The sequence below is a fragment of the Arthrobacter sp. P1_B4 genome (assembly GCF_056406555.1).
Window position 1 is genome coordinate 1 of record NZ_JBFTZW010000017.1, and the last position, 22,410, is coordinate 22,410.

Annotated in this window: 20 protein-coding genes and 2 tRNA genes; 17 read left to right on the forward strand and 5 right to left on the reverse strand. The window is 66.9% G+C overall.

Features of this window, described 5'->3' with window-relative positions:
- The 4 genes from AC1D1W_RS09070 to AC1D1W_RS09085 form a co-directional block, all read left to right on the forward strand.
- Nucleotides 1-215 (forward strand): IS30 family transposase (locus tag AC1D1W_RS09070; protein WP_476943492.1); only part of this gene is annotated, 215 nt, incomplete at its 5' end.
- 234 nt (nt 216-449) lie between these two features.
- Nucleotides 450-1,451, forward strand: a complete 1,002-nt coding sequence (locus AC1D1W_RS09075; protein ID WP_243177219.1) for a hypothetical protein — start codon at nt 450-452, stop codon at nt 1,449-1,451.
- Between the two features lie 228 nt (nt 1,452-1,679).
- The gene (locus tag AC1D1W_RS09080; protein WP_028277845.1) at nt 1,680-2,171 is read left to right on the forward strand and encodes a ribose-5-phosphate isomerase; all 492 of its coding nucleotides are present in this window, start codon (nt 1,680-1,682) and stop codon (nt 2,169-2,171) included.
- Nucleotides 2,171-3,088, forward strand: coding sequence for an Fpg/Nei family DNA glycosylase (locus AC1D1W_RS09085; RefSeq protein WP_028277846.1), 918 nt, complete (start codon nt 2,171-2,173; stop codon nt 3,086-3,088). The genes AC1D1W_RS09080 and AC1D1W_RS09085 overlap by 1 nt, the downstream gene beginning before the upstream one ends.
- A 116-nt stretch (nt 3,089-3,204) precedes the next feature.
- Here AC1D1W_RS09085 and AC1D1W_RS09090 read toward each other — a convergent pair.
- Nucleotides 3,205-3,275 (reverse strand) — tRNA-Gly (locus AC1D1W_RS09090).
- 132 nt (nt 3,276-3,407) lie between these two features.
- On the opposite strand from AC1D1W_RS09090, the gene AC1D1W_RS09095 reads away from it, so the two are divergent.
- From AC1D1W_RS09095 to AC1D1W_RS09120, 6 genes are all read left to right on the forward strand, one after another.
- A tRNA-Pro gene (locus AC1D1W_RS09095) sits at nt 3,408-3,482 on the forward strand.
- Nucleotides 3,483-3,550: 68 nt separating this feature from the next.
- Nucleotides 3,551-4,945 (forward strand): trigger factor, encoded by a 1,395-nt coding sequence (tig, locus tag AC1D1W_RS09100; protein ID WP_243177220.1) that lies wholly within the window; start codon nt 3,551-3,553, stop codon nt 4,943-4,945.
- Between the two features lie 307 nt (nt 4,946-5,252).
- A complete protein-coding gene (locus tag AC1D1W_RS09105) occupies nt 5,253-5,891 on the forward strand; it encodes an ATP-dependent Clp protease proteolytic subunit (RefSeq protein ID WP_243177971.1) in 639 nt (212 codons plus the stop codon).
- Nucleotides 5,892-5,929: 38 nt separating this feature from the next.
- Nucleotides 5,930-6,589, forward strand: coding sequence for an ATP-dependent Clp protease proteolytic subunit (locus AC1D1W_RS09110; protein ID WP_026266422.1), 660 nt, complete (start codon nt 5,930-5,932; stop codon nt 6,587-6,589).
- A gap of 131 nt (nt 6,590-6,720) precedes the next feature.
- Entirely contained in the window at nt 6,721-8,004 is a 1,284-nt protein-coding gene (gene clpX, locus AC1D1W_RS09115; RefSeq protein ID WP_243177221.1) for an ATP-dependent Clp protease ATP-binding subunit ClpX, read from the forward strand.
- 113 nt (nt 8,005-8,117) lie between these two features.
- Nucleotides 8,118-8,723: a mycothiol-dependent nitroreductase Rv2466c family protein gene (locus AC1D1W_RS09120; protein ID WP_243177972.1), complete on the forward strand. Its 606-nt coding sequence runs from the start codon at nt 8,118-8,120 to the stop codon at nt 8,721-8,723.
- 496 nt (nt 8,724-9,219) lie between these two features.
- Here AC1D1W_RS09120 and AC1D1W_RS09125 read toward each other — a convergent pair whose 3' ends face one another.
- Nucleotides 9,220-9,366: a hypothetical protein gene (locus tag AC1D1W_RS09125; protein ID WP_155855732.1), complete on the reverse strand. Its 147-nt coding sequence runs from the start codon at nt 9,364-9,366 to the stop codon at nt 9,220-9,222.
- A 1-nt stretch (nt 9,367) separates the two neighbouring features.
- Complete coding sequence (locus AC1D1W_RS09130) at nt 9,368-9,841, reverse strand: DUF6325 family protein (protein WP_243177222.1); 474 nt, start codon at nt 9,839-9,841, stop codon at nt 9,368-9,370.
- Between the two features lie 287 nt (nt 9,842-10,128).
- On the opposite strand from AC1D1W_RS09130, the gene AC1D1W_RS09135 reads away from it, so the two are divergent.
- Complete coding sequence (locus tag AC1D1W_RS09135; protein WP_243177223.1) at nt 10,129-10,422, forward strand: putative quinol monooxygenase; 294 nt, start codon at nt 10,129-10,131, stop codon at nt 10,420-10,422.
- 90 nt (nt 10,423-10,512) lie between these two features.
- Here the strand turns inward: AC1D1W_RS09135 and valS are convergent, their stop codons facing one another.
- The gene (gene valS, locus AC1D1W_RS09140; protein ID WP_476943493.1) at nt 10,513-13,131 is read right to left on the reverse strand and encodes a valine--tRNA ligase; all 2,619 of its coding nucleotides are present in this window, start codon (nt 13,129-13,131) and stop codon (nt 10,513-10,515) included.
- Nucleotides 13,132-13,237: 106 nt separating this feature from the next.
- Between valS and AC1D1W_RS09145 the strand changes: the two genes are divergently transcribed.
- The 3 genes from AC1D1W_RS09145 to AC1D1W_RS09155 all read left to right on the forward strand — a co-directional run bounded on the left by AC1D1W_RS09145 (nt 13,238) and on the right by AC1D1W_RS09155 (nt 15,683).
- Nucleotides 13,238-13,663, forward strand: coding sequence for a DUF488 domain-containing protein (locus tag AC1D1W_RS09145; protein ID WP_476943494.1), 426 nt, complete (start codon nt 13,238-13,240; stop codon nt 13,661-13,663).
- Complete coding sequence (locus AC1D1W_RS09150; protein WP_243177226.1) at nt 13,656-14,447, forward strand: SDR family oxidoreductase; 792 nt, start codon at nt 13,656-13,658, stop codon at nt 14,445-14,447. The genes AC1D1W_RS09145 and AC1D1W_RS09150 overlap by 8 nt, the downstream gene beginning before the upstream one ends.
- A gap of 171 nt (nt 14,448-14,618) precedes the next feature.
- The gene (locus tag AC1D1W_RS09155; protein WP_476943495.1) at nt 14,619-15,683 is read left to right on the forward strand and encodes a glycerophosphodiester phosphodiesterase family protein; all 1,065 of its coding nucleotides are present in this window, start codon (nt 14,619-14,621) and stop codon (nt 15,681-15,683) included.
- Here the strand turns inward: AC1D1W_RS09155 and AC1D1W_RS09160 are convergent.
- A complete protein-coding gene (locus AC1D1W_RS09160) occupies nt 15,680-16,702 on the reverse strand; it encodes an endonuclease/exonuclease/phosphatase family protein (protein WP_476943496.1) in 1,023 nt (340 codons plus the stop codon). The two genes, AC1D1W_RS09155 and AC1D1W_RS09160, sit on opposite strands and share 4 nt — an antisense overlap.
- Before the next feature lie 480 nt (nt 16,703-17,182).
- On the opposite strand from AC1D1W_RS09160, the gene ileS reads away from it, so the two are divergent.
- Genes ileS through AC1D1W_RS09175 form a run of 3 tightly spaced genes read left to right on the forward strand, consistent with a single transcriptional unit; the run spans nt 17,183 to nt 22,378 of the window.
- On the forward strand, nt 17,183-20,557 hold the full coding sequence (gene ileS / locus AC1D1W_RS09165) for an isoleucine--tRNA ligase (protein WP_476943497.1): 3,375 nt from the start codon (nt 17,183-17,185) through the stop codon (nt 20,555-20,557).
- A 3-nt stretch (nt 20,558-20,560) separates the two neighbouring features.
- Nucleotides 20,561-21,919: a bifunctional folylpolyglutamate synthase/dihydrofolate synthase gene (locus tag AC1D1W_RS09170; RefSeq protein WP_476943498.1), complete on the forward strand. Its 1,359-nt coding sequence runs from the start codon at nt 20,561-20,563 to the stop codon at nt 21,917-21,919.
- A gap of 3 nt (nt 21,920-21,922) precedes the next feature.
- Nucleotides 21,923-22,378, forward strand: coding sequence for a DUF4233 domain-containing protein (locus AC1D1W_RS09175; RefSeq protein ID WP_028277860.1), 456 nt, complete (start codon nt 21,923-21,925; stop codon nt 22,376-22,378).
- The last annotated feature ends 32 nt before the right edge of the window (nt 22,379-22,410 follow it).

Sequence of the window (22,410 nt, forward strand, 5' to 3'; positions counted from 1 at the left end):
TCTACTTCTGCGATCCGGGAAGCCCCTGGCAACGCGGCTCCAACGAAAACACCAACGGGCTGCTGCGCCAGTACTTCCCCAAAGGCACCGATCTGTCCGTCTACGGACCCGAAGACCTTGAGCACGTCGCGCAGGAACTCAACGGACGCCCACGCAAGACGCTCGGCTGGAATACTCCAGCCGAGCGTCTACGTGATTTACTACTGACCACCTAACCAGCAGGTGTTGCAACGACCCCTAGAAACCGCCCGATGCCCTTGGCGGCCATTCGTGTCAGATGGGTGCGGTTGGGGCGGCCACGTTGACGCTGCCCCGGCGATCTCTTCTTGGTCGTGGCGAGGTCCGGGCGCCGGACTACGTGTCTGATCCCACATTTGCTTCCCGTCCACCTCCTGACCTGCGCGCACGTCCCCAGATCCATCAAGGTGCGTCCGGGGTAGCGTTGGAGCATGGGAAAGATCCGTGACTCCGTCGATGCCAGGGCTTTGCGCTTTGCCATCGGTTTCCCCCTGATGCTGGCGGCAGGATTCGTGGTGTGTGCGCTTCTGGTGCGCCCGGATCTGCCCGAGCCGCTGGCCGTCCGCTGGACCGCCGCCGGTGCCGCCGACTTCGCGCCGTTCGTGACAGTCGCGGGAGCCGGAGCCTCGCTGATCGTGGTGATCGGCTGGGCCGTGCTGCTGCAGGCCGTGCCGCTGTCGCGCCCCGCGATGATGCGCCGCATCATGATGGGCGCCGGCCTGTCCATGAGCCTCTTCGTCACCACAGTCCTTGCCGCGGTGCTCGTGGGCCAGCTGGGCCTGCCCGATGCGCGGGGATCCCATGTGGATGTCTCGGTCCTGGCGCTCGGCAGCGGCGCGGCCCTCGGCCTGGGCATCGTGATGGGTTTTGTCTTCAAGGCCGACGAGCGCTGGTCCGTCGATGACGACGTCGCCGTCCGGCAGGCCCTTGAGCGCGAACAGGATCCGGATTTGGCCAGGGACCGGGTCAGCCTCTGGGTCCACGCCCGCAGCTCCATCTTCGTCATGCTCGGCATCGCAACGCTTCTGCCGGCCGCCCTCCTGACCATTGCCGTGCCGTGGCTGTCTGTCCTCCTGGTGGCGGCGGCCCTGGTGGCCGCGGCGTTCCTGGTGGCCCGGATCCGGGTTGACCGCGGCGGCCTCCACGTCTTCGCGGCAGGCTTCGTCCGGGTCATGGAGGTTCCGGCCGCGGCCATCGACGCCGCGACGCCCAGGGACGTCACGGCGGCGGACTATGGCGGGTGGGGCTACCGGACCCATGGCAACACCACCGCGATGCTGGTCAGCAGCGGCCCCGCGGTGGTCATCGACCGCTCGGACGGGCGCCGGCTGGCGGTCAGCGGCGGCAGTGCCACCGCGGCGGACAATATCGCCCAAACGCTGTCCCGGGTGGCGGACAGGGCCCGGCGGAACGGCGGGACCCCCGCCGTCTAGCACCGCGGTGTCGGTCCTCAGTGTCGGTCCTCAGTGTCGGTCCCCGGTGGAGCTATACGGTGGGGCAAGACGGTGGAGTACGACGGCGTGCCGGGCCTGTGTAACACGACCGTCCAGTGAGGGTTCCGGCGGGCTGCAGCACGGTCCCGGGAGGCCCGGCCTAGTACGCTTGGACCAGACCCCACCCGCCCCGGCCGCCGCCCGGCGCCGCAACCGAACGGAACAGCCGTGACCATTTCTGACCTGCCCCGCGTGCACATTGCCACCGACCACGCCGGAATGGAGCTCAGCGCCCACCTGGTCAGCCACCTCAGCGCCAAGGGCTACGAGGTGGTGGACCACGGACCGAAGGTCTACGACGCCCTGGATGACTACCCGTCGTTCTGCATCAACGCCGCCCTCGCCGTCGTCGCGGACCAGGAAGCCGGAACCCGCGCCCTCGGCATCGTCCTCGGCGGCTCGGGCAATGGCGAGCAGATCGCCGCCAACAAGGTCAAGGGCGTCCGGGCCGCGCTGGCCTGGAACCTGTCCACCGCCCAGCTGGCACGTGAGCACAACGACGCCAACGTCGTCGCCGTCGGCGGCCGCCAGCACAGCGTCGACGAGGCCACGGAAATCATCGAGGCGTTCCTGGCCGAACCTTTCAGCAACGATGAGCGCCACGTCCGCCGGATCGGCAAGATCGCCACGTACGAGCGCACCGGCGAGGTCATCGACTAGTGCCGGAGGGGCATTCCGTCCACCGTCTGGCCCGCCAGTTCGGGGACGTCTTCGCGGGGGAGCGGCTCGCGGTCTCCAGTCCGCAGGGCCGGTTTGCCCAGGGCGCTGCGCTGCTGGACGGCCACACCCTCGTCAGTTCCGTGGCGCACGGGAAGCACCTCTTCCTGGAGTTCGGGCACGGGCTTCTCCTGCACGTCCACCTGGGCCTCTATGGCGCCTGGGATTTCGGCGGCGACGCCACCTTCCGTGGCGCCTCCAGCATCGGCGCGCCCCGGAAGGTGGGGGAGCGGGAAGTCTACGACGACGCTGAGGCGGCCGGGCCGGCCTCATATGAGGGCCCGCCCGCGCCGGTCGGTGCCGTCCGCGTCCGGCTCGCCGGCGCGCACGGCTGGGCCGATCTCCGCGGCGCGACCACGTGCGAGGCGATCACGGACGCGGAAGCGGCGGCCGTACTGGCGCGGCTCGGCCCGGACCCGTTGCGGAACCTTCCCGGCGACCGGGACGCCTTCAGCGCCACCGTGGCGGCCAAACGTACACCGCTGGCGGCCCTGCTGATGGACCAAAAGGTGATTGCCGGCGTCGGGAACGTCTACCGGGCCGAACTCCTGTTCCGGCAGCGGCTCAACCCCTGGCTGCCCGGCGCCGAACTGTCACCGGACGCTGCCCGCCGGCTCTGGGACGACACCGCGGCAATGATGACCGACGGCGTCCGGGACGGCCGGATCATCACGACGCCGCCGCAGTACTGGAACGGGGCCGGAGCCGGCGTATCCCGCGGCGTCCTGCCGGCCCCGGAGGAGGCCCACTTCGTCTACCGGCGGCACGGACTCGGCTGCAGGGACTGCGGAACGCCGGTGGCGCTGACCGAGCTCGGCGCCAGGAAGCTCTATTGGTGCCCGGCCTGCCAGCAGGCCTGAGCCGGTAAGCCTGCCCTTCCAAGCCAACCCTTCCAAGCTCCGAAGCTCCGGCCACCGGGGCCTGGAGGGAACGAAAAAAGCCCCTCCGGAGAGGGGCTTTTTTCGTCATATTTCTGAGGGGACGACGGGAATCGAACCCGCGTAATCAGTTTGGAAGACTGAGGCTTTACCATTAAGCTACGTCCCCGGGGATCTCACTGGAACTCCAGTAAAACTTCCGGGCGGCTGTTCAAGCCGGATACAACTAAACCCAATTCAAGGCCCCGGTGTCAAATGTGCAAATCGGCACAGTATGACCGTAGACTGTTCTGTGCACTTACGGGGTGTAGCTCAGCTTGGCTAGAGCGCCTGCTTTGGGAGCAGGAAGTCGCAGGTTCAAATCCTGTCACCCCGACTCTGCAAGCACTGCCAGCACGTGGCAATGCAGAACCCCATACCCCCCACACCAGGAGTACTTAGACTGTGAAGAGCGCTGTCGAGAACCTCACCCCCACGCGGGTCAAGCTCAATGTTGAGGTCCCCTTTGAGGAATTGAAGCCCAGCATCGCAGAGGCATACAAGACTGTTGCTTCGCAGATCCAGGTCCCCGGTTTCCGCAAGGGCAAGGTCCCCTCCAAGCTCATTGACCAGCGCGTTGGCCGCGGCTACGTCCTGGAGACGGCCATCAACGAAGGCCTCAACGGCTGGTACCAGGCCGCCGTGCAGGAAACCGGCATCCGCCCCCTGAGCCGTCCCGAGGTCGAGATCACCGAGGTTCCGGACCCGTCCGCCACCGACGGCGAGCTCAAGTTCCACGCCGAGGTTGACATCCGCCCCGAGATCGAACTGCCCGACTACGCAGGCATCAAGGTTGAGGTCGCCGCCGCCGAGTCCTCCGACGCCGACGTCGACAAGGCCCTGGACGAGCTCCGCGGCCGCTTCGGCACGCTGAAGTCCGTGGACCGCCCGGCCGCCGATGGCGACTTCCTGACGATCGACATCGCAGCCTCGATCGACGGCGCCGATGTTGACTCCGCTTCCGGCCTGTCCTACCAGGTTGGCGCCGGCACCATGCTCGAAGGCCTCGACGAGGCCGTCACCGGCCTCAGCGCCGACGAGGACGCCATCTTTGACACCACGCTGGTCGGCGGCGAGCACGCCGGCGAGTCCGCTCAGGTCAAGGTCACCGTCAAGGCCGTCAAGGAGCGCGAGCTCCCCGTCGCCGACGACGACTTCGCCCAACTCGCCAGCGAGTTCGACACCCTCGCGGAACTCCGTGAGGACCTGGCCAAGCAGGCCGCCGAGTCCAAGGTTGTTGACCAGGGCGTCGAGGCCCGCGACAAGGTCCTGGACAAGCTCGTTGAGCTCGTCGAGGTTCCCGTCCCGGCGTCGATCGTCGAAGAGCAGCTCGAGCAGCACTTCAACGCCGAAAACGCCCACGGTGAAGGCGAGCACGACACCGAGGAGCACCGCGCCGAGGTCAAGGCCAACACCGAGCGCGCCTTCCAGAACGAGATCATCCTCGACGCCATCGCGGAGAAGGAAGAAGTCAACGTCAGCCAGAACGAGCTGATCGACTACATCGTCACCACCGCCAGCCAGTACGGCATGGACCCGAACCAGTTCGCCCAGATCATCGATCAGAGCGGCCAGGTGCCCATGATGGTTTCCGAGGTCCGCCGCCGCAAGGCACTGGCCGTCGTGCTGGGCCAGGCCGAGGTCACCGACTCCGAGGGCAACAAGGTTGACCTGAGCGACTTCGTCCGCCCCGGTGACGAAGCCGCCCCGGCCGCCGAGACCGTTGAGGACGAAGCAGCTTCGGCAGAAGCCACCACCGAGGCCACGCCGAGCGATGACCCCGCAGCAGTGAAGTTCTAGCAGTCACTGAGACGTAGAACAGTCGGCCCCCGGATCACCGATCCGGGGGCCGACTGTTTTAAGCCCCGCCTGCAGCCATGCCCGGCCGGCACGGTCTGTTCGGGAGCCGGAAAGGGCCCGCATCCAGGACCCGGCTCGCGGGGTCCCGGCAATCGTGCGCCGTCAGCGAACAGCCCGGCACCAGCGAACAAAGCGGGCGTGAAAACGGTTAGTGTCGCTGTAGGAAAGTTCAGTGATGTCGTCCAGTGGCGTCACCGTCGCCAGCGAGAGGTAAGTACATATGTCACAGCAAGCAGGGGCACCCCGGATGGCCACGGTCGATCCGGCAGCCCAGGATAACTACATTTACAACCGCCTGCTGAAAGAGCGCATCATCTGGCTCGGCTCCGAGGTCCGCGACGATAACGCCAACGCGATCTGCTCCCAGCTGCTGCTGCTCTCGGCGGAGAATCCTGAAAGGGACATCTACCTTTACATCAACTCACCCGGCGGCTCCGTCACCGCCGGCATGGCCATCTACGACACCATGCAGTTCATCCCGAACGATGTTGTCACGGTTGCCACCGGCCTCGCCGCGTCCATGGGCCAGTTCCTGCTCTCCTCCGGCACCAAGGGCAAGCGCTACGCCACCCCCAACGCCCGCATCCTCATGCACCAGCCCTCCGGCGGCATCGGCGGCACGGCGTCGGACATTAAGATCCAGGCCGAGCTGATCCTGCACATGAAGAAGGTCATGGCCGAGCTGACCGCCGACCAGACCGGCCAGAGTGTGGACACCATCCTCAAGGACAACGACCGCGACAAGTGGTTCACGGCCCCGGAAGCCCTCGACTACGGCTTCTTCGACAAGATCGCCGCACACGCCGGATCCGTGGCAGGCGGCGGCGGAACCAACGCCAACGGCTCCGGAAACAGCGGCGGCGCTGCGACAGCCACCGAGAACTGACCGGCAGGTAGACAGCAATGAATTCAGGAGCAATGAACATGAACTACAACTTCGGTTCGACTGCCGGCAACCTGCCGAGCAGCCGCTACGTGCTGCCCCAGTTCGAAGAGCGCACCCCCTACGGCTTCAAGCGCCAGGACCCGTATACCAAGCTGTTCGAGGACCGCATCATCTTCCTCGGCGTCCAGGTCGACGACGCCTCGGCCGATGACGTCATGGCCCAGCTGCTGGTGCTCGAGTCCACCGACCCGGACCGCGACATCACGCTCTACATCAACTCGCCTGGCGGTTCCTTCACCGCCATGACCGCGATCTACGACACCATGACGTACATCCGGCCCGAGATCCAGACCGTCTGCCTCGGCCAGGCGGCCAGCGCCGCCGCCGTGCTGCTCGCGGCCGGCACGCCGGGCAAGCGGCTCGCGCTGCCGAACGCCCGCGTACTGATCCACCAGCCTTCGCTGTCCGGCGGACAGGGCGGGCAGGCCTCGGACCTCGAGATCCAGGCCGCCGAGGTCATGCGCATGCGCTCCTGGCTCGAGGACACGCTGGCCAAGCACTCCGGCCGGACGCCGGAGCAGGTCAACAACGACATCGAGCGGGACAAGATCCTCACGGCTGCCGAGGCCATGCAGTACGGCCTCATTGACCAGGTCCTCGATTCCCGCAAGATCAAGCCCCAGGCAATCGCGCGCTAATCAGCATTCCGCGGCGCCGGTGCGGCATTTTTACTTGGCCGCACCGGCGTCCGCTTTCCACCCAACGGGTCCAAAGTGACCTAGAGTGGAACATGTCACAGCCAGCAGCAAGCTACTAAAGGGGTTCACACATGGCTCGGATTGGCGAGAGCACAGATCTGCTGAAGTGTTCTTTCTGCGGAAAGAGCCAGAAGCAGGTCCGCAAGCTCATTGCCGGGCCCGGCGTCTACATCTGCGACGAGTGCATCGAACTCTGCAACGAGATCATCGAAGAGGAACTCGCGGAAGTAGCTGACCTGGGCAGTTTCGAGTTGCCCAAGCCCCGCGAAATCTTTGATTTCCTGCAGGAATACGTGATTGGCCAGGAACCCGCCAAGCGTTCGCTCGCCGTCGCGGTGTACAACCACTACAAGCGGATCCAGGCCGGCCACGCGCCGAAGAGCGGCAGCCTCGCCGACGGCGTGCACCACGACGACGTCGAGATCGCCAAGTCCAACATCCTGCTGATCGGACCCACCGGCTGCGGCAAGACCTATCTGGCCCAAACCCTCGCCCGCCGCCTCAACGTTCCGTTTGCCGTCGCCGACGCCACGGCCCTGACCGAGGCCGGCTACGTCGGTGAGGATGTTGAGAACATCCTCCTCAAACTTATCCAGGCCGCCGACTATGACGTCAAAAAGGCCGAGCAGGGCATCATCTACATCGATGAGATCGACAAGATCTCACGCAAGAGCGAAAATCCGTCCATTACCCGGGACGTTTCGGGGGAGGGCGTGCAGCAGGCGCTCTTGAAAATCCTCGAGGGCACGGTGGCCTCGGTCCCGCCGCAGGGCGGACGCAAGCACCCGCACCAGGAATTCATCCAGATTGACACCACCAACGTGCTCTTCATCGTGGCCGGCGCCTTCGCGGGGCTCGAGGACATCATCGGTTCGCGGTCCGGGCGCAAGGGCATCGGCTTCGGCGCCCCGCTCAACGAGGTCAAGAACACCACGGATTCCTACGGCGAGGTCATGCCGGAAGACCTGCTCAAGTTCGGGCTGATCCCGGAGTTCATCGGCCGGTTGCCCGTCATCACCACCGTCTCCAACCTGGACCGCGCCGCGCTCATCCAGATTCTCTCGACGCCGAAGAATGCCCTCGTCAAGCAGTACCAGAAGATGTTCCAGCTCGACGGCGTCGAGCTCATCTTCGAGGACGAGGCCCTCAACACCATTGCCGACCAGGCGCTGGAGCGCGGCACCGGGGCCCGTGGGCTGCGCGCCATCATGGAGGAAGTCCTGCTCCCGGTCATGTTTGACCTCCCCAGCCGCGACGACGTCGCCAGCGTCGTGATCACCGAAGAGGTCGTGACCAAGAAGGCAGCGCCCACGATGATCGCCCACGACGAGGTCAAACGGCGCAARTCCGCCTGATCCGGAATATTATCGCGGCCAAGGTCGCTGTAATCTTTAGCGCGCCGTGTGCGTGATCCGCCCCGGCGCTTTCCCCGCAGACTTCCCTAAGGAGAACACCTGTGTCTGAAACCATGACCAACAAAGCCGACTTCTGGTTCGACCCGATGTGCCCCTTCGCGTGGGTCACCTCCCGCTGGATCGGCGAAGTCGAAGAAGTCCGCGACATCAAGACCGAGTGGCATGTCATGAGCCTCGCCGTGCTCAATGAGGGCCGCGAGGAACTGCCCGAGCAGTACCGCGAGTTCCTGAAGAAGGCGTGGGCTCCGGTCCGCGTCATCACCGCCGCCGCTGAACAGCACGGTGCCGAATACATCAAGGCGCTCTACGACTCCATGGGCACCAAGATCCACAACGAAGGCATCAAGGACATTGACGAGGTCATCGCCAAGTCGCTGGCCGAGGCCGGACTGCCGGCCGAGCTTGCGGGCGCGGGCCAGAGCGACGAATTTGATGCAAAGCTGCGCGCCAGCCACGAGGCAGGCATCTCGCTGGTCGGTCAGGACGTGGGCACACCCGTCGTCGCCTTCAACGGCACGGCCTTCTTCGGCCCGGTTCTGACGCGCATCCCGCGCGGCGAGGAAGCAGGACAGATCTGGGACGCCACGGTGACCCTGGCATCCTTCCCGTACTTCTTCGAAATCAAGCGCAGCCGTACCGAAAGCCCGGTCTTTAACTAGGCCTGAACAGGCCGGGCCGGGCCGCTGCCCGGCCTCCCGGGAGCCCCGGCAGAACTACTCTGTTGTAGTTCTGCCGGGGCTCTTGTGCACGGCAGGCCGGGGGACAACAATAGAACTTACCCACTTCGAAAGAAGAGGGACGCAGGAACCAAAGATTCAGTGACACTCATCCGACGCAGCCTTCGGCAAAGTCAGATGATGGCTACCAGTGACGAGGTAGGAAGACCTGAAAGTCTAAGGATCCCGCCAGATTGTCTAAGACGTCACGTGACAATCGAAAAGTCGAAGCCCCACCAACCGCTAAACGCTGATGGGGCTTCCCCTTTGCCCAAAAACACCTTGCCCAAAAACAGTGGGCCCAAAGCAGTGTGCCCAAATTCGTCAGATCGCCGTCCCGGGATGTTTCCCCGGTTGGGGGAGTGGGCATTGTGCAGGTGCGCACGACCCGGGGCGGGTCATGCGCACCTGAGGGTGCCAGGGGACTGGCTCCGTGGTGTCAGTCGCGGCGGTCCTCCCGGCGGTCGCCGCGGTCGTCACGGCGGTCTTCCCGCCGGTCGCCGCGACGGTTGATCCCGTGGGCGACGACAACGGCCCCGCCGACGGCGGCTGCGGTCCTGCGTCTGCGTCGTGCTGCCAGTGGCATGTCAGGCTCCTTCTATCGCTTCTTCAGGGGACTGGTCTTCGGCGTCCGCCTGGAAGGCGGCGATGACGGCCTGGGTCGGGATCCGGCCGCTGGCCACGAGTTGGCCGCCGGCCTTGCGGACTGCCGTGCCGAACGGGGCAGCCCACAGGTTCTCCCAGACGAGCACCGCGGCGGAGTGGCCGGGCGCGATCGTCTCGGCCAGGTCCATGACATCCTGTTCAGAGAGCACCATGGCCAGGTCGGCCTCGGCCGTGCGCACCTCGCCGAGCTCGCTCGGGTCGAGGTCGGAGATCTCCGCCGTCTCGAGTGTGCCGTCCTCCATCTTCCTCAGGAACACCATGTCGAGCACCCTGACGAGGTCACGCTGGACCAGGTCCTCCAGGAACGGGGCGATCTGGCCCTTGCCGAAATCGGGTCCGGGGAATTCAACGACGATCCAGTCGACCGGCCCCAGTTCATCGAGTGTCTCAGTCATGCGTATGACCTCCGCTTCTTCTTGGGGTTCGAGGCGATCCGACGGACCGCTGCATCTTCATTCTGTGCCCCCGGTGAGGTGCGGCGCCTCACCCGTGCCGGGTGACCTCACGCCTCAGCGATAGGACTTGCTTTGTGCTGCCCCGGGTTCCGGGCCGAAGGAACAAGCCCGGCGGCCCGGCTGTTGCTTCCAATGACGGGGCAGCGGTCCCCGTGCCGTGATCTCCGGGCAACCCGCCCGGTTGTACCCGGTTTTGTCCTGTCCCCACCTGCGAACATTGGAGCGCCATGCCCGTTACAGCCCATCTCGACTTGAACGTCAAAGCCGAAGCCCTGCCCACGGCTCCCGCGGTGCTCCGCGATATTCTCTCCGATACGCGCGCCTTTGATGGCTGCCTCGGGGTCGACGTGCTGGTCGACAGCCAGGATCCGGCGCATTTTCTCGTGGTCGAACAGTGGGTATCGATGGAACACGACGCCGCCTATCGCGCCTGGCGCGCAGGCGACGGCGCGAGCGGGCTGGCAGAACTCCTGGCCGCCCCGCCGGTGCTGACGCACTTCGAGACGTCCTTCGCGGTCTGAGCCTTCCCGCGACGCCGAAGGGGCCCCGCCGGATCAGAATTGCTTCTCTGAACCGGACCGAGGGCCCCTTCGTGTTGTTTCCGCCGGAGACTACGCCTGGACGGGCGGCTCGGCCGGTGCCAGCACGACGTCGCTGACGGCCAGTTCACCCTCGCCGGCGACGAGCGCCAGTTCACGGGCGTTGGCCGCGGCCTTGAGGTCGGCGAGGCCGGCCTTGAGCTGGGTCGTGAGGGACTCCGAGGCGGTGATCGTCGCGGACAGCACCTCGGTGCGCTGCTTGACTTTGGCCTCGGACTTGGCCTTGCGGATGCCGCTGAGCGCGGTGCCCACCGTGGCCAGGAGGGTCGTGTCGCCGTCGACGGCGATGGCGGAGGGCCACTGGGCGCGGTGCACGGAACCGGTGCGCCACCAGCTCCAGACTTCCTCCGTGGCGAACGGCAGGAACGGCGCGAAGAGCCGCAGGAGGGTGTCCAGGCTCGTCGCGAGGGCGGCCAGCACGGACGCCTGCTGCTCCTCGCCGGCCGCACCATAGGCACGGTCCTTGATGAGCTCCACGTAGTCGTCGGTGAAGTTCCAGAAGAAGCTCTCGGTGATCTGCAGCGCCCGGGCGTAGTCGTAGCCCTCGAATGCCTTGGTCGCCTGCTCGACGACGTCGGCGAGCTGGGCCAGTACGGCCCGGTCCAGCGGGTTGCTCAGCACGGACAGGTCGCCGGAGACGACCGAGTCCTCGGTGGCGCCCAGGTTCAGGACGAACTTGGAGGCGTTGAGCAGCTTGATGGCCAGGCGGCGGCCGATCTTCATCTGCGCGATCTCGTAGGCGGTGTCCGCGCCGAGCTTGGCCGAGGCAGCCCAGTAGCGCACCGCGTCGGAGCCGTACTCCTCCAGCACATCCGTGGGCACAATGACGTTGCCCTTGGACTTGGACATCTTCTTCCGGTCCGGGTCCAGGATCCAGCCGGAGATGGCTGCATGCTTCCACGGTGCGGTCTTCTGCAGCGCGTCGGCGCGGACGGCGGAGGAGAACAGCCAGGTCCGGATGATGTCATGGCCCTGCGGGCGCACGTCGAAGGGGTAGACCTTGGCGAAGAGCGCCTCGTCGGTGCTCCAGCCGCCCACAATCTGGGGGGTCAGGGAGGACGTGGCCCAGGTGTCGAGGACGTCCGCGTCCCCGGTGAAACCGCCGGGCACGTCGCGCTGGGCTTCCTCGTAGCCGGGGGCCGCATCCGCCGCTGGGTCCACGGGCAGCTGCGCGTCCGACGGGACGATCGGCGCGTCGTATTCGGGGTTGCCGTCGGCATCCAGGGGGTACCAGACCGGTACCGGCACGCCGAAGAAGCGCTGGCGGGACACGAGCCAGTCGCCGTTGAGCCCCGAAATCCAGTTCTCGTAGCGCGAGCGCATGAACGCCGGGTGGAACTCAATCTCGTTGCCGCGGCCGATCAGCCGTTCGCGCCGGTCCTCGTCGCGGCCGCCGTTGCGGATGTACCACTGGCGCGAGGTAACGACCTCGAGCGGCTTGTCCCCCTTTTCGAAGAAGTTCACCGGGTGCATGATCTTCTTGGGCTCGCCGTCGAGCAGCTCCGCGCCGGCCAGGAGCTCCACCACGGACTCCTTGGCGCTGAATACCGTCTTGCCGGAGATGGCCGCGAAGTTGGCGCGGCCTTCTTCGGTGGTGATCCACTCCGGGGTCTCGCCGATGATGCGGCCGTCGCGGCCCACGATCGCGCGGGTGGGCAGCTGCAGCTCGCGCCACCAGGTGACGTCGGTGAGGTCGCCGAAGGTGCAGACCATGGCGACGCCGGAGCCCTTGTCCGCCTTGGCCAGCGGGTGGGCCTTGACCTCTACCTCGACACCGAACAGGGGAGAGGTGACCTTCTTGCCGAACAGCGCCTTGTAGCGCTCGTCGTCGGGGTTCGCCACGAGCGCGGCGCAGGCGGCCAGCAGCTCGGGGCGGGTGGTCTCGATGAAGATCTTTTCGCCGTCTTCGGTGAAGAAGGGGTAGCGGTAGTAGGCGCCAGCGACCTCGCGGTCTTCGAGCTCGGCCTGGGCCACGGCGGTGCGGAACGTGACATCCCACAGGGTGGGGGCCTCGGCCATGTACGCGTCGCCTGCTGCCAGGTTGGCCAGGAAGGCCCGCTGCGAGATGGCGCGGGACTTGTCATCGATCGTCCGGTAGGTCAGGTCCCAGTCCACGGACAGGCCCAGGGTCTGGAAGAGGTGCTCGAAGACCTTCTCGTCCTCGACCGCGAGCTCCTCGCACAGCTCGATGAAATTCTTGCGGGAGATGACGTCAAAGTCGCGCTGGTTCTTGGCGGGCTCGGCCGGGGGACGGTAGCCGGCATCGTAGGTAATCGCGGGATCGCAGCGCACGCCGTAGTAGTTCTGCACGCGGCGCTCGGTGGGCAGGCCGTTGTCGTCCCATCCCATGGGGTAGAAGACGTTCTTGCCGGTCATACGCTGGTAGCGCGCCAGGACGTCGGTCTGCGTGTAGGAGAACATGTGTCCGACGTGGAGGGATCCCGACGCCGTGGGCGGGGGAGTGTCGATCGAGTAGACCTGCTCCCGGGTGGTGTCCGGGTTGAACTTGTAGGTCCCTTCGTCAAGCCAGCGCCGCGTGAGCGCTTCTTCCAGCCCCTCCAGGGCGGGCTTGTCCGGAACGTTGATGGGGGCGGTGGTGGGCGTGTCTGTACCCTGATTGTCTTCAGCCATGGGCCAATTCTTCCACTAACTCCCATTCCCTGATGTACGGGATGCGGCCGGCGGCGGGTTCGCCGGGTGTGGGAGCCGCCCAAGTAACGTGAAGTAGCATGCGCAGATGGGCAATTCTCAGCGCAATTCTGCCGGAACCTTTGCGGTCAAACGCATCTATGAGGACCCTTCCGACGACGACGGCTGCCGGGTCCTGGTGGACCGGCTCTGGCCGCGCGGAGTCAGCAAGGAACGGGCCCAACTGGAGCTCTGGCTCAAGGACGTGGCGCCCTCCCCGCCGCTGCGCAAGGAATTCGGCCATATGCAGGAACGGTTCGCGGACTTCCGGGCGGCCTACGAAGCCGAGCTCGAGGGCAACCCGGCCGTGCAGACACTCCGGGACCTCGCGGCGGAGCACGGGAAAGTGACGCTTGCTCTTCGGCGCCCGGGACCCGGAGACCAACCATGCCCGGGTGCTGCAGGAGTTCCTCGAGCGGGGCAGCAACAGCAGGAAATGAGCCCGGCATTGCCGTTACTGTGGTGCCATGACTGAGGGAATCGACAACAACACACAAGAATTCACTGCAGCAGGAGCCAAAGCAGCAGTAGTCACCGGCGCCAGCACCGGAATCGGCGAGGCCACCGTGCGTGCGCTCCGCAAGGAAGGCTGGACCGTGTTCGCCGTCGCCCGCCGTGCCGACCGGCTCGAAGCGCTCGCCGCCGAAACCGGCGCCGTCGCCCTTCCCGCCGATGTGACCGATGAAGCCGATGTGGCCCGGCTGCTCGATGAGGTGACCCGCGCCGGCGGCATCGACACGCTGATCAACATCGCCGGTGGTGCCCGCGGCGCCGACAAGGTCGCCGGGGCCAAGACCGAGGACTGGGAATGGATGTTCCAGGTCAACGTGCTGGGCAGCATGAAGCTGATCCGCGCGTTCCTGCCCATGCTGCGTGCCTGCGGCGAGGGCACCGTGCTGAACCTGACCTCCACCGCAGGGCTCTCGGCCTATGAGGGCGGCGGCGGCTACAACGCGGCCAAGTTCGCCCAGCACGCCCTGACCGGCGCCCTGCGGCTCGAAGAGGCCGAGCACAACCTCCGCGTGATCGAGGTGGCCCCCGGGCTGGTGCAGACCGAGGAATTCGCCCTGAACCGCCTCGGCGACCAGGACGCGGCGGCCAAGGTGTACCAGGGAGTCGAGAAGCCACTGACCGCCGAGGACGTGGCCGACGTGGTCCGCTACGCCGTCGTCGCGCCGCACCACATCAACCTGGACCAGATCGTGATCCGCCCGGTGGCGCAGGCGGCCAACTACAAGCTGATCCGCAAGAACCAGTAGGGCGGGCCAGGAGCGGGGCCAAGGGCGGGGCCAGGGGCCGGGACGTCCGGTGGCGACACCGGACGTTCACCCTGGCGTGGTGCGGTGGTCAGGCTGCGCTGGTCCGGAGTTGGCCGCGGCGGGGCAAGGTGGCCCGTGCAACTGCACACCACCAGAGTGGAGAACTTTCCCATGCGAACCCCGACGAAGCTCGGCGCTGCCGTACTCAGCGCAGCCCTGCTCCTCACCGCCGCCGCCCAGGCAAACGCCGCCCAGGCCCACGCGGCCGACACGAACACCAACGGCCAGGACAACCACTTTGACCTCGAGGCCCACCGCGGCGGCATCGGCCTGACTGTCGAGTCAACTCTGGCGTCCTTCGCGAAGGGGATCGAGACCGGCGTCTCCACCCTCGAACTTGACCTCCAGATCACCAAAGACGGCAACGAGGTCATCACCCACGACCGCAAGATCAGCGGCCAGAAGTGCCTGGACACGGCTCCTGTCACGCCGAACGACCCCCAGTTCCCCTACGTCGGCAAGTACGTCAAGGACCTGACGTTCGCGCAGGTCCGCAGCCTGGACTGCGGCAGCCTCACGCTTCCCCAGTTCCCGGGCCAGGCGGCCTCGCCGGGCGCCCAGATGCCCACGCTGGCCGAGGTCTTCGCGTTGGCGGATTCTCACCGGGCCAGCCAGGTGAAGTTCAACATCGAAACCAAGGTGGAAGCGGGCGCGCCGCAGGAAACCGCGCCGCGCGAGCAGTTCGTCGACGTCGCACTCCGTGAAATTACGGCCGCCCACATGCAGAGCCGTGTCTCGATTGAGAGCTTCGACTGGGGCTCGTTGCGCCTGGTCCAACAGCGCGATCCCCAGATTCGCACCGTGGCCCTGACCAACAAGGACTTCCTCCAGGCAGGCCAGCCCGGCAAGTCGCCGTGGCTGGGCGGAATCGACGCCGATGACTTCGGCGGAGACCTCGTCGCCGCAGCCTCCTCCCTCGGCTTCGACGCCATCTCTCCGGTGCACGGCACGCCGCAGAACGGCGCCGTGACGGATCCGGGCTATGTTCCCTACGTCACCGCCGACATGGTCCGCCGTGCCCACGCGGCAGGCATGCAGGTCATCCCGTGGACCGTTGATGACAAACCCACCATGCGGGCGCTCATCGGTGCCGGAGTGGACGGGCTGATCACGGATTACCCGGACCGGCTCCGGGACGTGATGGCCGAGTCCGGCATGAAACTGCCGCGCAGCTAGCCCTCCGCCGGGACGGACAGCGTGGCCAGGAGCGCCGCGTGGTCCGACCCGGCCACCGGCAGCACGGCATAGCCGCTGCTGTGCACCTGCGGGCCGGTCACGATGTGGTCGATGACGACGCCCGGCAACGGGGGACCGGCCATGGGCCAGGTCGGAACCAGGCGGGCCAGGGCCGAGGCGCCCGCGTCGACGAGGGGGCCGCCCTGCCGGGTCCTGTCCTGGCCCTGAAGCATCTGCCGGAACTCGGCGTGGTCGAGGGTGGCGTTGAAGTCGCCCAGCAGCAGCATGTTGCCGGGACGGGCGGCGAGGCGGCCCAGGGCGGCCAATTCGCTCCGCCACTGCCCGGCCCGGCCCCACACCGGCGCCTTGGTGTGCACGTTGGTCACGGCGAGTGTGACCGGACGGCCGCCGGCGTCGAGCTCCAACTGCACCGTAGGCATGTGGAAGGCGGAACCGTCCACGGAGTCGGTTGGAACGAGCGGGCGGGCGGAGTACACGGCGCCGCCGCCCGCGCCGTCCCTCGAGCGGCTGACCCGGTGCGGAAGCAGCGCGCCCAGTCCCTCCGCGTCCAGCCGTCTCTCCAGGGCCGGGGAGAGCTCCTGGACGGCAAGGAGCGCGACGCCGTTTTCGCGTACCAGCCGGACCACCTCCGCGGCGTCCGCCTGGCCCTTCCAGGCGTTGAGGGTCATGACCTTCAGTTCGGCCGACGGCGCTGAGGACTGCGCCTGCCCCGTGCTCCGTTGCTCTCCAGGCAGCGAATCCGTCTGCCGGGCCAGAAGCCGGTCCGCCACCTGGTCCGGCGGGAACAGCCAGAGCAACTGCAAGGCCAGGAGGGCGCCGGCCGGGAGTGCAAGCCAGGGACGGCGCGCCCGCAGCCCCAGCAGGAAGGCCGCGCCGGCGGGAAGCACGAACCAGGGTGTGAAGGCCACGAGTTGGACCACCGGGGCAGGCCACGGCGCCGGGACCGCCCGGAACACGGACACCACGGCAACGGGCGCGGCGCAAAGGGCAGAGGACACGTGCCACCGGCGGCTGGCGCTGCGGCGCTTCACGGGTAGGCCCGGGGCGGCCGAGGGACGGTCATGGCATGAGTCTATGCAGTCGGGCCGCCGGCGTCGCCCCCTGACAGCGGAGTTTGCCGCACCGGGAAACGCAGTGGCACTGCCCGTCGCTGCAGCGGGGCAGTGAAACGCACTATTTTCTCCGGTACCATCGACGTAGCAGCTTTGACCCGGCCATCACCGGTGAGCTTCCGGAAGAACACCCTCGCGTGAGGTGGAGACTTAGTCGCCACGGTGCGTGCGCGGGCCAGTAGAACCGGACGGGTAAGCCCGTCACAGCAGTAATGAGCGGCCGACGCCGGTGCACGACCCTTCGCGAAGGGGAGCGGACCGGTGGCGGTAAGTGAGGTGGTACCGCGGTCCGTGGTGTCGGAAGACAACAGGGCCGTCCTCGCATCCTGAATGCAAGTGTTCACCAGCTCAACCCAGGATGTCGAGATGACTTATTACCCCAAGGCCTCCGCCTCAGGCGCCGGCTCCACCACCTCTGCGTCAAACGCAACTTCCAACGCAGTTTCCAACACCTCCGGTGTGTCTGCCTCCGTGAAATTCCCGGAGATCGAAGAGCGCATCCTCAAATACTGGGACCAGGACGGCACCTTCCAGGCGAGCATCGACCAGCGGGATGCTGGTCAGGACGGGTCCAACGAGTTCGTCTTCTACGACGGCCCGCCCTTCGCCAACGGCCTGCCGCACTACGGCCACCTCCTGACCGGCTACGCCAAAGACCTCGTGGGCCGCTACCAGACCCAGCGCGGCCGCCGCGTGGAGCGCCGCTTCGGCTGGGACACCCACGGCCTGCCCGCCGAGCTGGAAGCCATGAAGCAGCTGGGCATGACGGACAAGACCCAGATCGAGGCCATGGGCATCGACAAGTTCAACGACGCCTGCCGCGCCTCCGTCATGAAGTACGCCGACGAATGGAAGAGCTACGTCACGCGCCAGGCGCGCTGGGTGGACTTCGAAAACGACTACAAGACGCTCAACGTCGAGTACATGGAGTCCGTGCTCTGGGCCTTCAAGCAGCTGCACGAAAAGGGCCTGACCTATAACGGCTACCGCGTCCTGCCGTACTGCTGGAAGGACGAGACGCCGCTGTCCAACCATGAGCTGCGCATGGACGACGACGTCTACAAGAACCGCCAGGACCAGACCGTCACGGTCACGTTCCCCATCACGGCAGGGGACTCGGAGCTGTCCAGGCAGCTCGCCGGGGTACAGGCACTTGCCTGGACCACCACACCCTGGACGCTGCCCACCAACCTGGCGCTCGCCGTCGGGCCCGACATCAGCTACGTGGTCCTGCCGGCCGGCCCGCACGGGATCAAGGCCGCCGCGGCCGACGCCCCCGTCACGGGCAGCTTTCTGCTCGCCGCGGACCTCCTGGCCGCCTACGCCAAGGACCTCGGCTACGGCGACGGGGCCGAGGGCGCCGCCGCCGCGGAGGCCGCCATCACCTCCCGCCACACCGGCGCCGAGCTCAACGGCTTGAGCTATGAGCCGCTCTGGGACTATTTCCACGACGCCGAAAAGTACGGCACCGAGAACGCCTGGCGCTTCCTCGTGGCCGACTACGTCACCACCACCGACGGCACCGGCATCGTCCACCAGGCCCCCGCCTACGGCGAAGACGACCAGAAGATCTGTGAAGAGGCCGGCATCCCCGTGGTCCTCTCGGTCGACGAAGGCGCAAAGTTCCTGCCGCTCTTCGGCCACGGCGACCTCGCCGAAATCGCCGGGCTGCAGGTGTTCGAGGCCAACAAGCCCATCACCCAGGTGCTCCGCGCCCAGGGCCGCCTGGTCCGCCAGGCCAGCTACGAGCACAGCTACCCGCACTGCTGGCGCTGCCGCAACCCGCTGATCTACCGCGCCGTGTCCTCCTGGTACGTCGAGGTCACCAAGTTCAAGGACCGCATGTCCGAGCTCAACCAGGACATCAACTGGATCCCGGGCAACGTCAAGGACGGCCAGTTCGGCAAGTGGCTCGCCAACGCCCGCGACTGGTCCATCAGCCGCAACCGCTACTGGGGCAGCCCGATCCCCGTCTGGCAGTCCACCGACCCGGACTACCCGCGCACCGATGTCTACGGCTCCCTGGCCGAGATCGAGGCCGACTTCGGCCGCCTGCCGCTGAACAAGGCCGGCCAGGTGGACCTGCACCGGCCGTTCATCGACGAGCTCACCCGCCCGAATCCGGATGACCCGCGCACCCCGGAAGAGGGCCAGTCCGTGATGCGCCGCGTTGAGGACGTCCTGGACGTCTGGTTCGATTCAGGTTCCATGCCCTACGGCCAGGTCCACTACCCGTTCCAGAATGAGGAATGGTTCGACACGCACAACCCGGCGGACTTCATCGTCGAGTACATCGGCCAGACCCGCGGCTGGTTCTACATGCTGCACATCCTTTCCACCGCGCTGTTCGACCGTCCGGCCTTCCGGAACGTCATCAGCCACGGCATCGTGCTGGGTTCGGACGGGCAGAAGATGTCCAAGAGCCTGCGCAACTACCCGGACGTCTCCGAGGTCCTGGACCGCGACGGCTCCGACGCCATGCGCTGGTTCCTGATGTCCAGCCCGATCCTGCGCGGCGGCAACCTCGTGGTCACCGAGCAGGGGATCCGCGACGGCGTCCGCCAGGTCATCCTGCCGCTGTGGAACGTGTACAGCTTCTTCACGCTGTACACGAACGCCGCTAACGCTGCAGCAGGACAAGCGTCGGGCTACGACGCGAAGCTCCGCTACGACGGCTACGCCGACACCCTGGACCGGTACCTCATGGCCAACACCGGGGACCTGGTCCGGAACATGACCGCCCAGCTGGACAGCTACGACATCTCCGGCGCCTGCGACGAGCTGCGCAGCTACCTGGACATGCTCACGAACTGGTATGTCCGCCGCAGCCGCCAGCGCTTCTTCGACGAGAGTGTGGACGCCTTCGACGCGCTCTACACCGCGCTGGAGACGGTCACCCGCGTGGCCGCCTCCCTGCTGCCGCTGATCTCCGAGGAGATCTGGCGTGGCCTCACCGGAGGGCGTTCCGTGCACCTGGCCGACTGGCCGGATGCCGGACTGTTCCCTGCCAACCCGGGCCTGGTCGAGGCGATGGACCGGGTGCAGCAGATCTGCTCCGCCGGCTCCTCGCTGCGCAAGGCCGCGAACCTGCGCGTGCGCCTGCCGCTGCAGGAACTCACGGTCGTGGCACCGGGCGCGGACGCGCTGGGCGGCTTCGCCGGCGTCGTCGCCGATGAACTGAACCTGCGCTCGGTCCGCCTGCTGGACGCCGAGAACGCCTCCCCGGAGGAGTTCGGCATCGAGCAGAAGCTCGTGGTCAATGCCCGGGCCGCCGGCCCGCGCCTGGGCAAGAACGTCCAGCAGGCCATCAAGGGATCCAAGTCCGGCGACTGGTCGGTCAGCGACGCCGGGGTGGTCACCGCCGGCGGCCTCGACCTCGAACCGCAGGAGTACACCCTGGAAACCGTCGTGGCCGAGGCCGCGGAAGGCGAAGGATCCCGCGCAGCGGCGGTCCTGCCCGGCGGCGGGTTCGTGGTGCTCAACACCGAGGTCACCCCGGAGCTGGAAGCCGAAGGCATGGCCCGTGACATGGTCCGCGCCATCCAGCAGGCCCGCAAGGACGCCGGACTCAATGTCAGCGACCGGATCAGCACGTCCGTCACGGCGAAGCAGGACGTCGTCGAGGCGCTGCTGGCCAACGCGGAGCTGGTCAAGACTGAAACCCTGACCGTCGAGCTGGAAACCCTGGCGGCCGACGTCAAGGACCCACAGGTCAGCGTTGCCAAGAAAGTTGGAGCCTAAACCATGACCGACGAATTCTCCGTTGAAAGCGTCTACGCCGAGCTGCTGGGCCGGGCGCCGGAAAACAAAATGGAGCCGCGGCTCGCCCCGCTGCACCGGGCCATGGAAATCCTGGGGGAGCCGAACAAGGCGTTCCCGATCATCCACGTCACCGGCACCAACGGCAAGACCTCCACGGCCCGGATGATCGAGGCCGGGCTGCGCGCCCACGGCCTGAGCACCGGCCGCTACACGAGCCCGCACCTGTCCAAGGTCACCGAGCGGATCAGCATCGACGGCGCCCCGGTGCCGGATGAGACGTTCGTCCGGATCTGGGACGAGATCCGTCCCTACCTGCAGATCGTGGACGGCGAACTCGAGGCGGCGGGCGAGCCCCGGCTGACCTACTTCGAGTGCCTGACGATCCTGGGCTTCGCGGTCTTCGCCGATCAGCCGGTCAACGTCGCCGTGATCGAAGTGGGCCTGGGCGGCATCACCGACGCCACGAACGTCGGCGATGGTCAGGTGGCCGTCGTCACCCCGATCTCCCTGGACCACACCGATCTGCTGGGCGACACCACCGGGGACATCGCCTACGAGAAGGCCGGCATCATCAAGCCCGGCAGCTTCCTCATCAGCGCGGCGCAGCCGGTCGACGCGGCCCAGATCCTGCTGGAGAAGGCCAAGGAAGTCAACGTGCCGTTCCGCTTCGAGGGCGTGGAGTTCGGCGTCGAATCCCGCACCGTCGCGGTCGGCGGCCAGATGGTCACCATCCAGGGCATCGCCGGACGCTACGAGGACCTGCTGGTGCCGCTGCACGGCGCGCACCAGGCCGAGAACGCCGCCGTCGCCATTGCCGCGCTGGAAGCGTTCTTTGGCGGGGAAAAGGCGATCGACGCCGAGATCCTGCAGGAGGCCTTCGCCTCCGTCACCTCCCCGGGTCGGCTTGAGGTGGTCCGCACCGCGCCGACCATCATCGTGGACGCCGCCCATAACCCGGAGGGCATCCGGGTCTCCGCCGAGGCCATCCACGAGGCCTTCAACTTCACCAAGCTCGTGGTGGTGGTCGGCGTGCTGCGGGAAAAGGACGCCGAGGAGATCCTGCGCCAGCTCAAGGAATCCCTGGGCGGCCTCGCCACCGAATACTGCTTCACCCAGTCCAACTCGCCCCGGGCCGTCCCGGCCGAGGACCTGGCCGAAATCGCGGTTGACCTGGGCTTCGGCGAGGAGAACATCCACGTCGCCGGGAAGCTCGATGACGCCCTCGAATGGGCCGTGGAACGGGCCGAAGCCGACGACGAGCCCGCCGGCGGGGTCCTCGTGACCGGTTCCATCACGCTCGTCGCGGACGCCCGGATCCTGCTCGGAAAGGCGGACGTGTAAGCGATGGCGAAACTCACCAAAGCCCAACGCGAATGGCGCCCGGGCATGCCCAAGAAACGACGTTCCACGAAGGTCATGTTTGCCTCCACGGTCCTGCTGCTGGAAGCGTTCGTGGTGCTCTTCGGGACACTGGCCGTTTTTGGACTGCACCGGAACGAATACCCTGCGGCCCTGGTCTTCTCGGTCGGGATCGGCCTGTGCCTGGTCTTCGTCTTCACCTGCGCTGTCCTCTCGAAGCCGTGGGGAGTGGCCCTGGGCTGGGTCCTGCAGCTCGTGCTGATCCTGGGCGGCATCGTGGAACCGGCCATGTACCTCGTCGGCGCGCTCTTCGCCGTGGCGTGGTGGTACGGGATCCGGACCGGCATCCGGATTGACCGGGAAGCTGCCCAGCGGGAGCGCGAGCAGGCCGACTGGGATGCCGCCCACCCCCAGGGCCCCGCGCCGGGAAACAGCGCCTGAAACAGAGCCTGAACCTGTGCCCGGGCACCTGG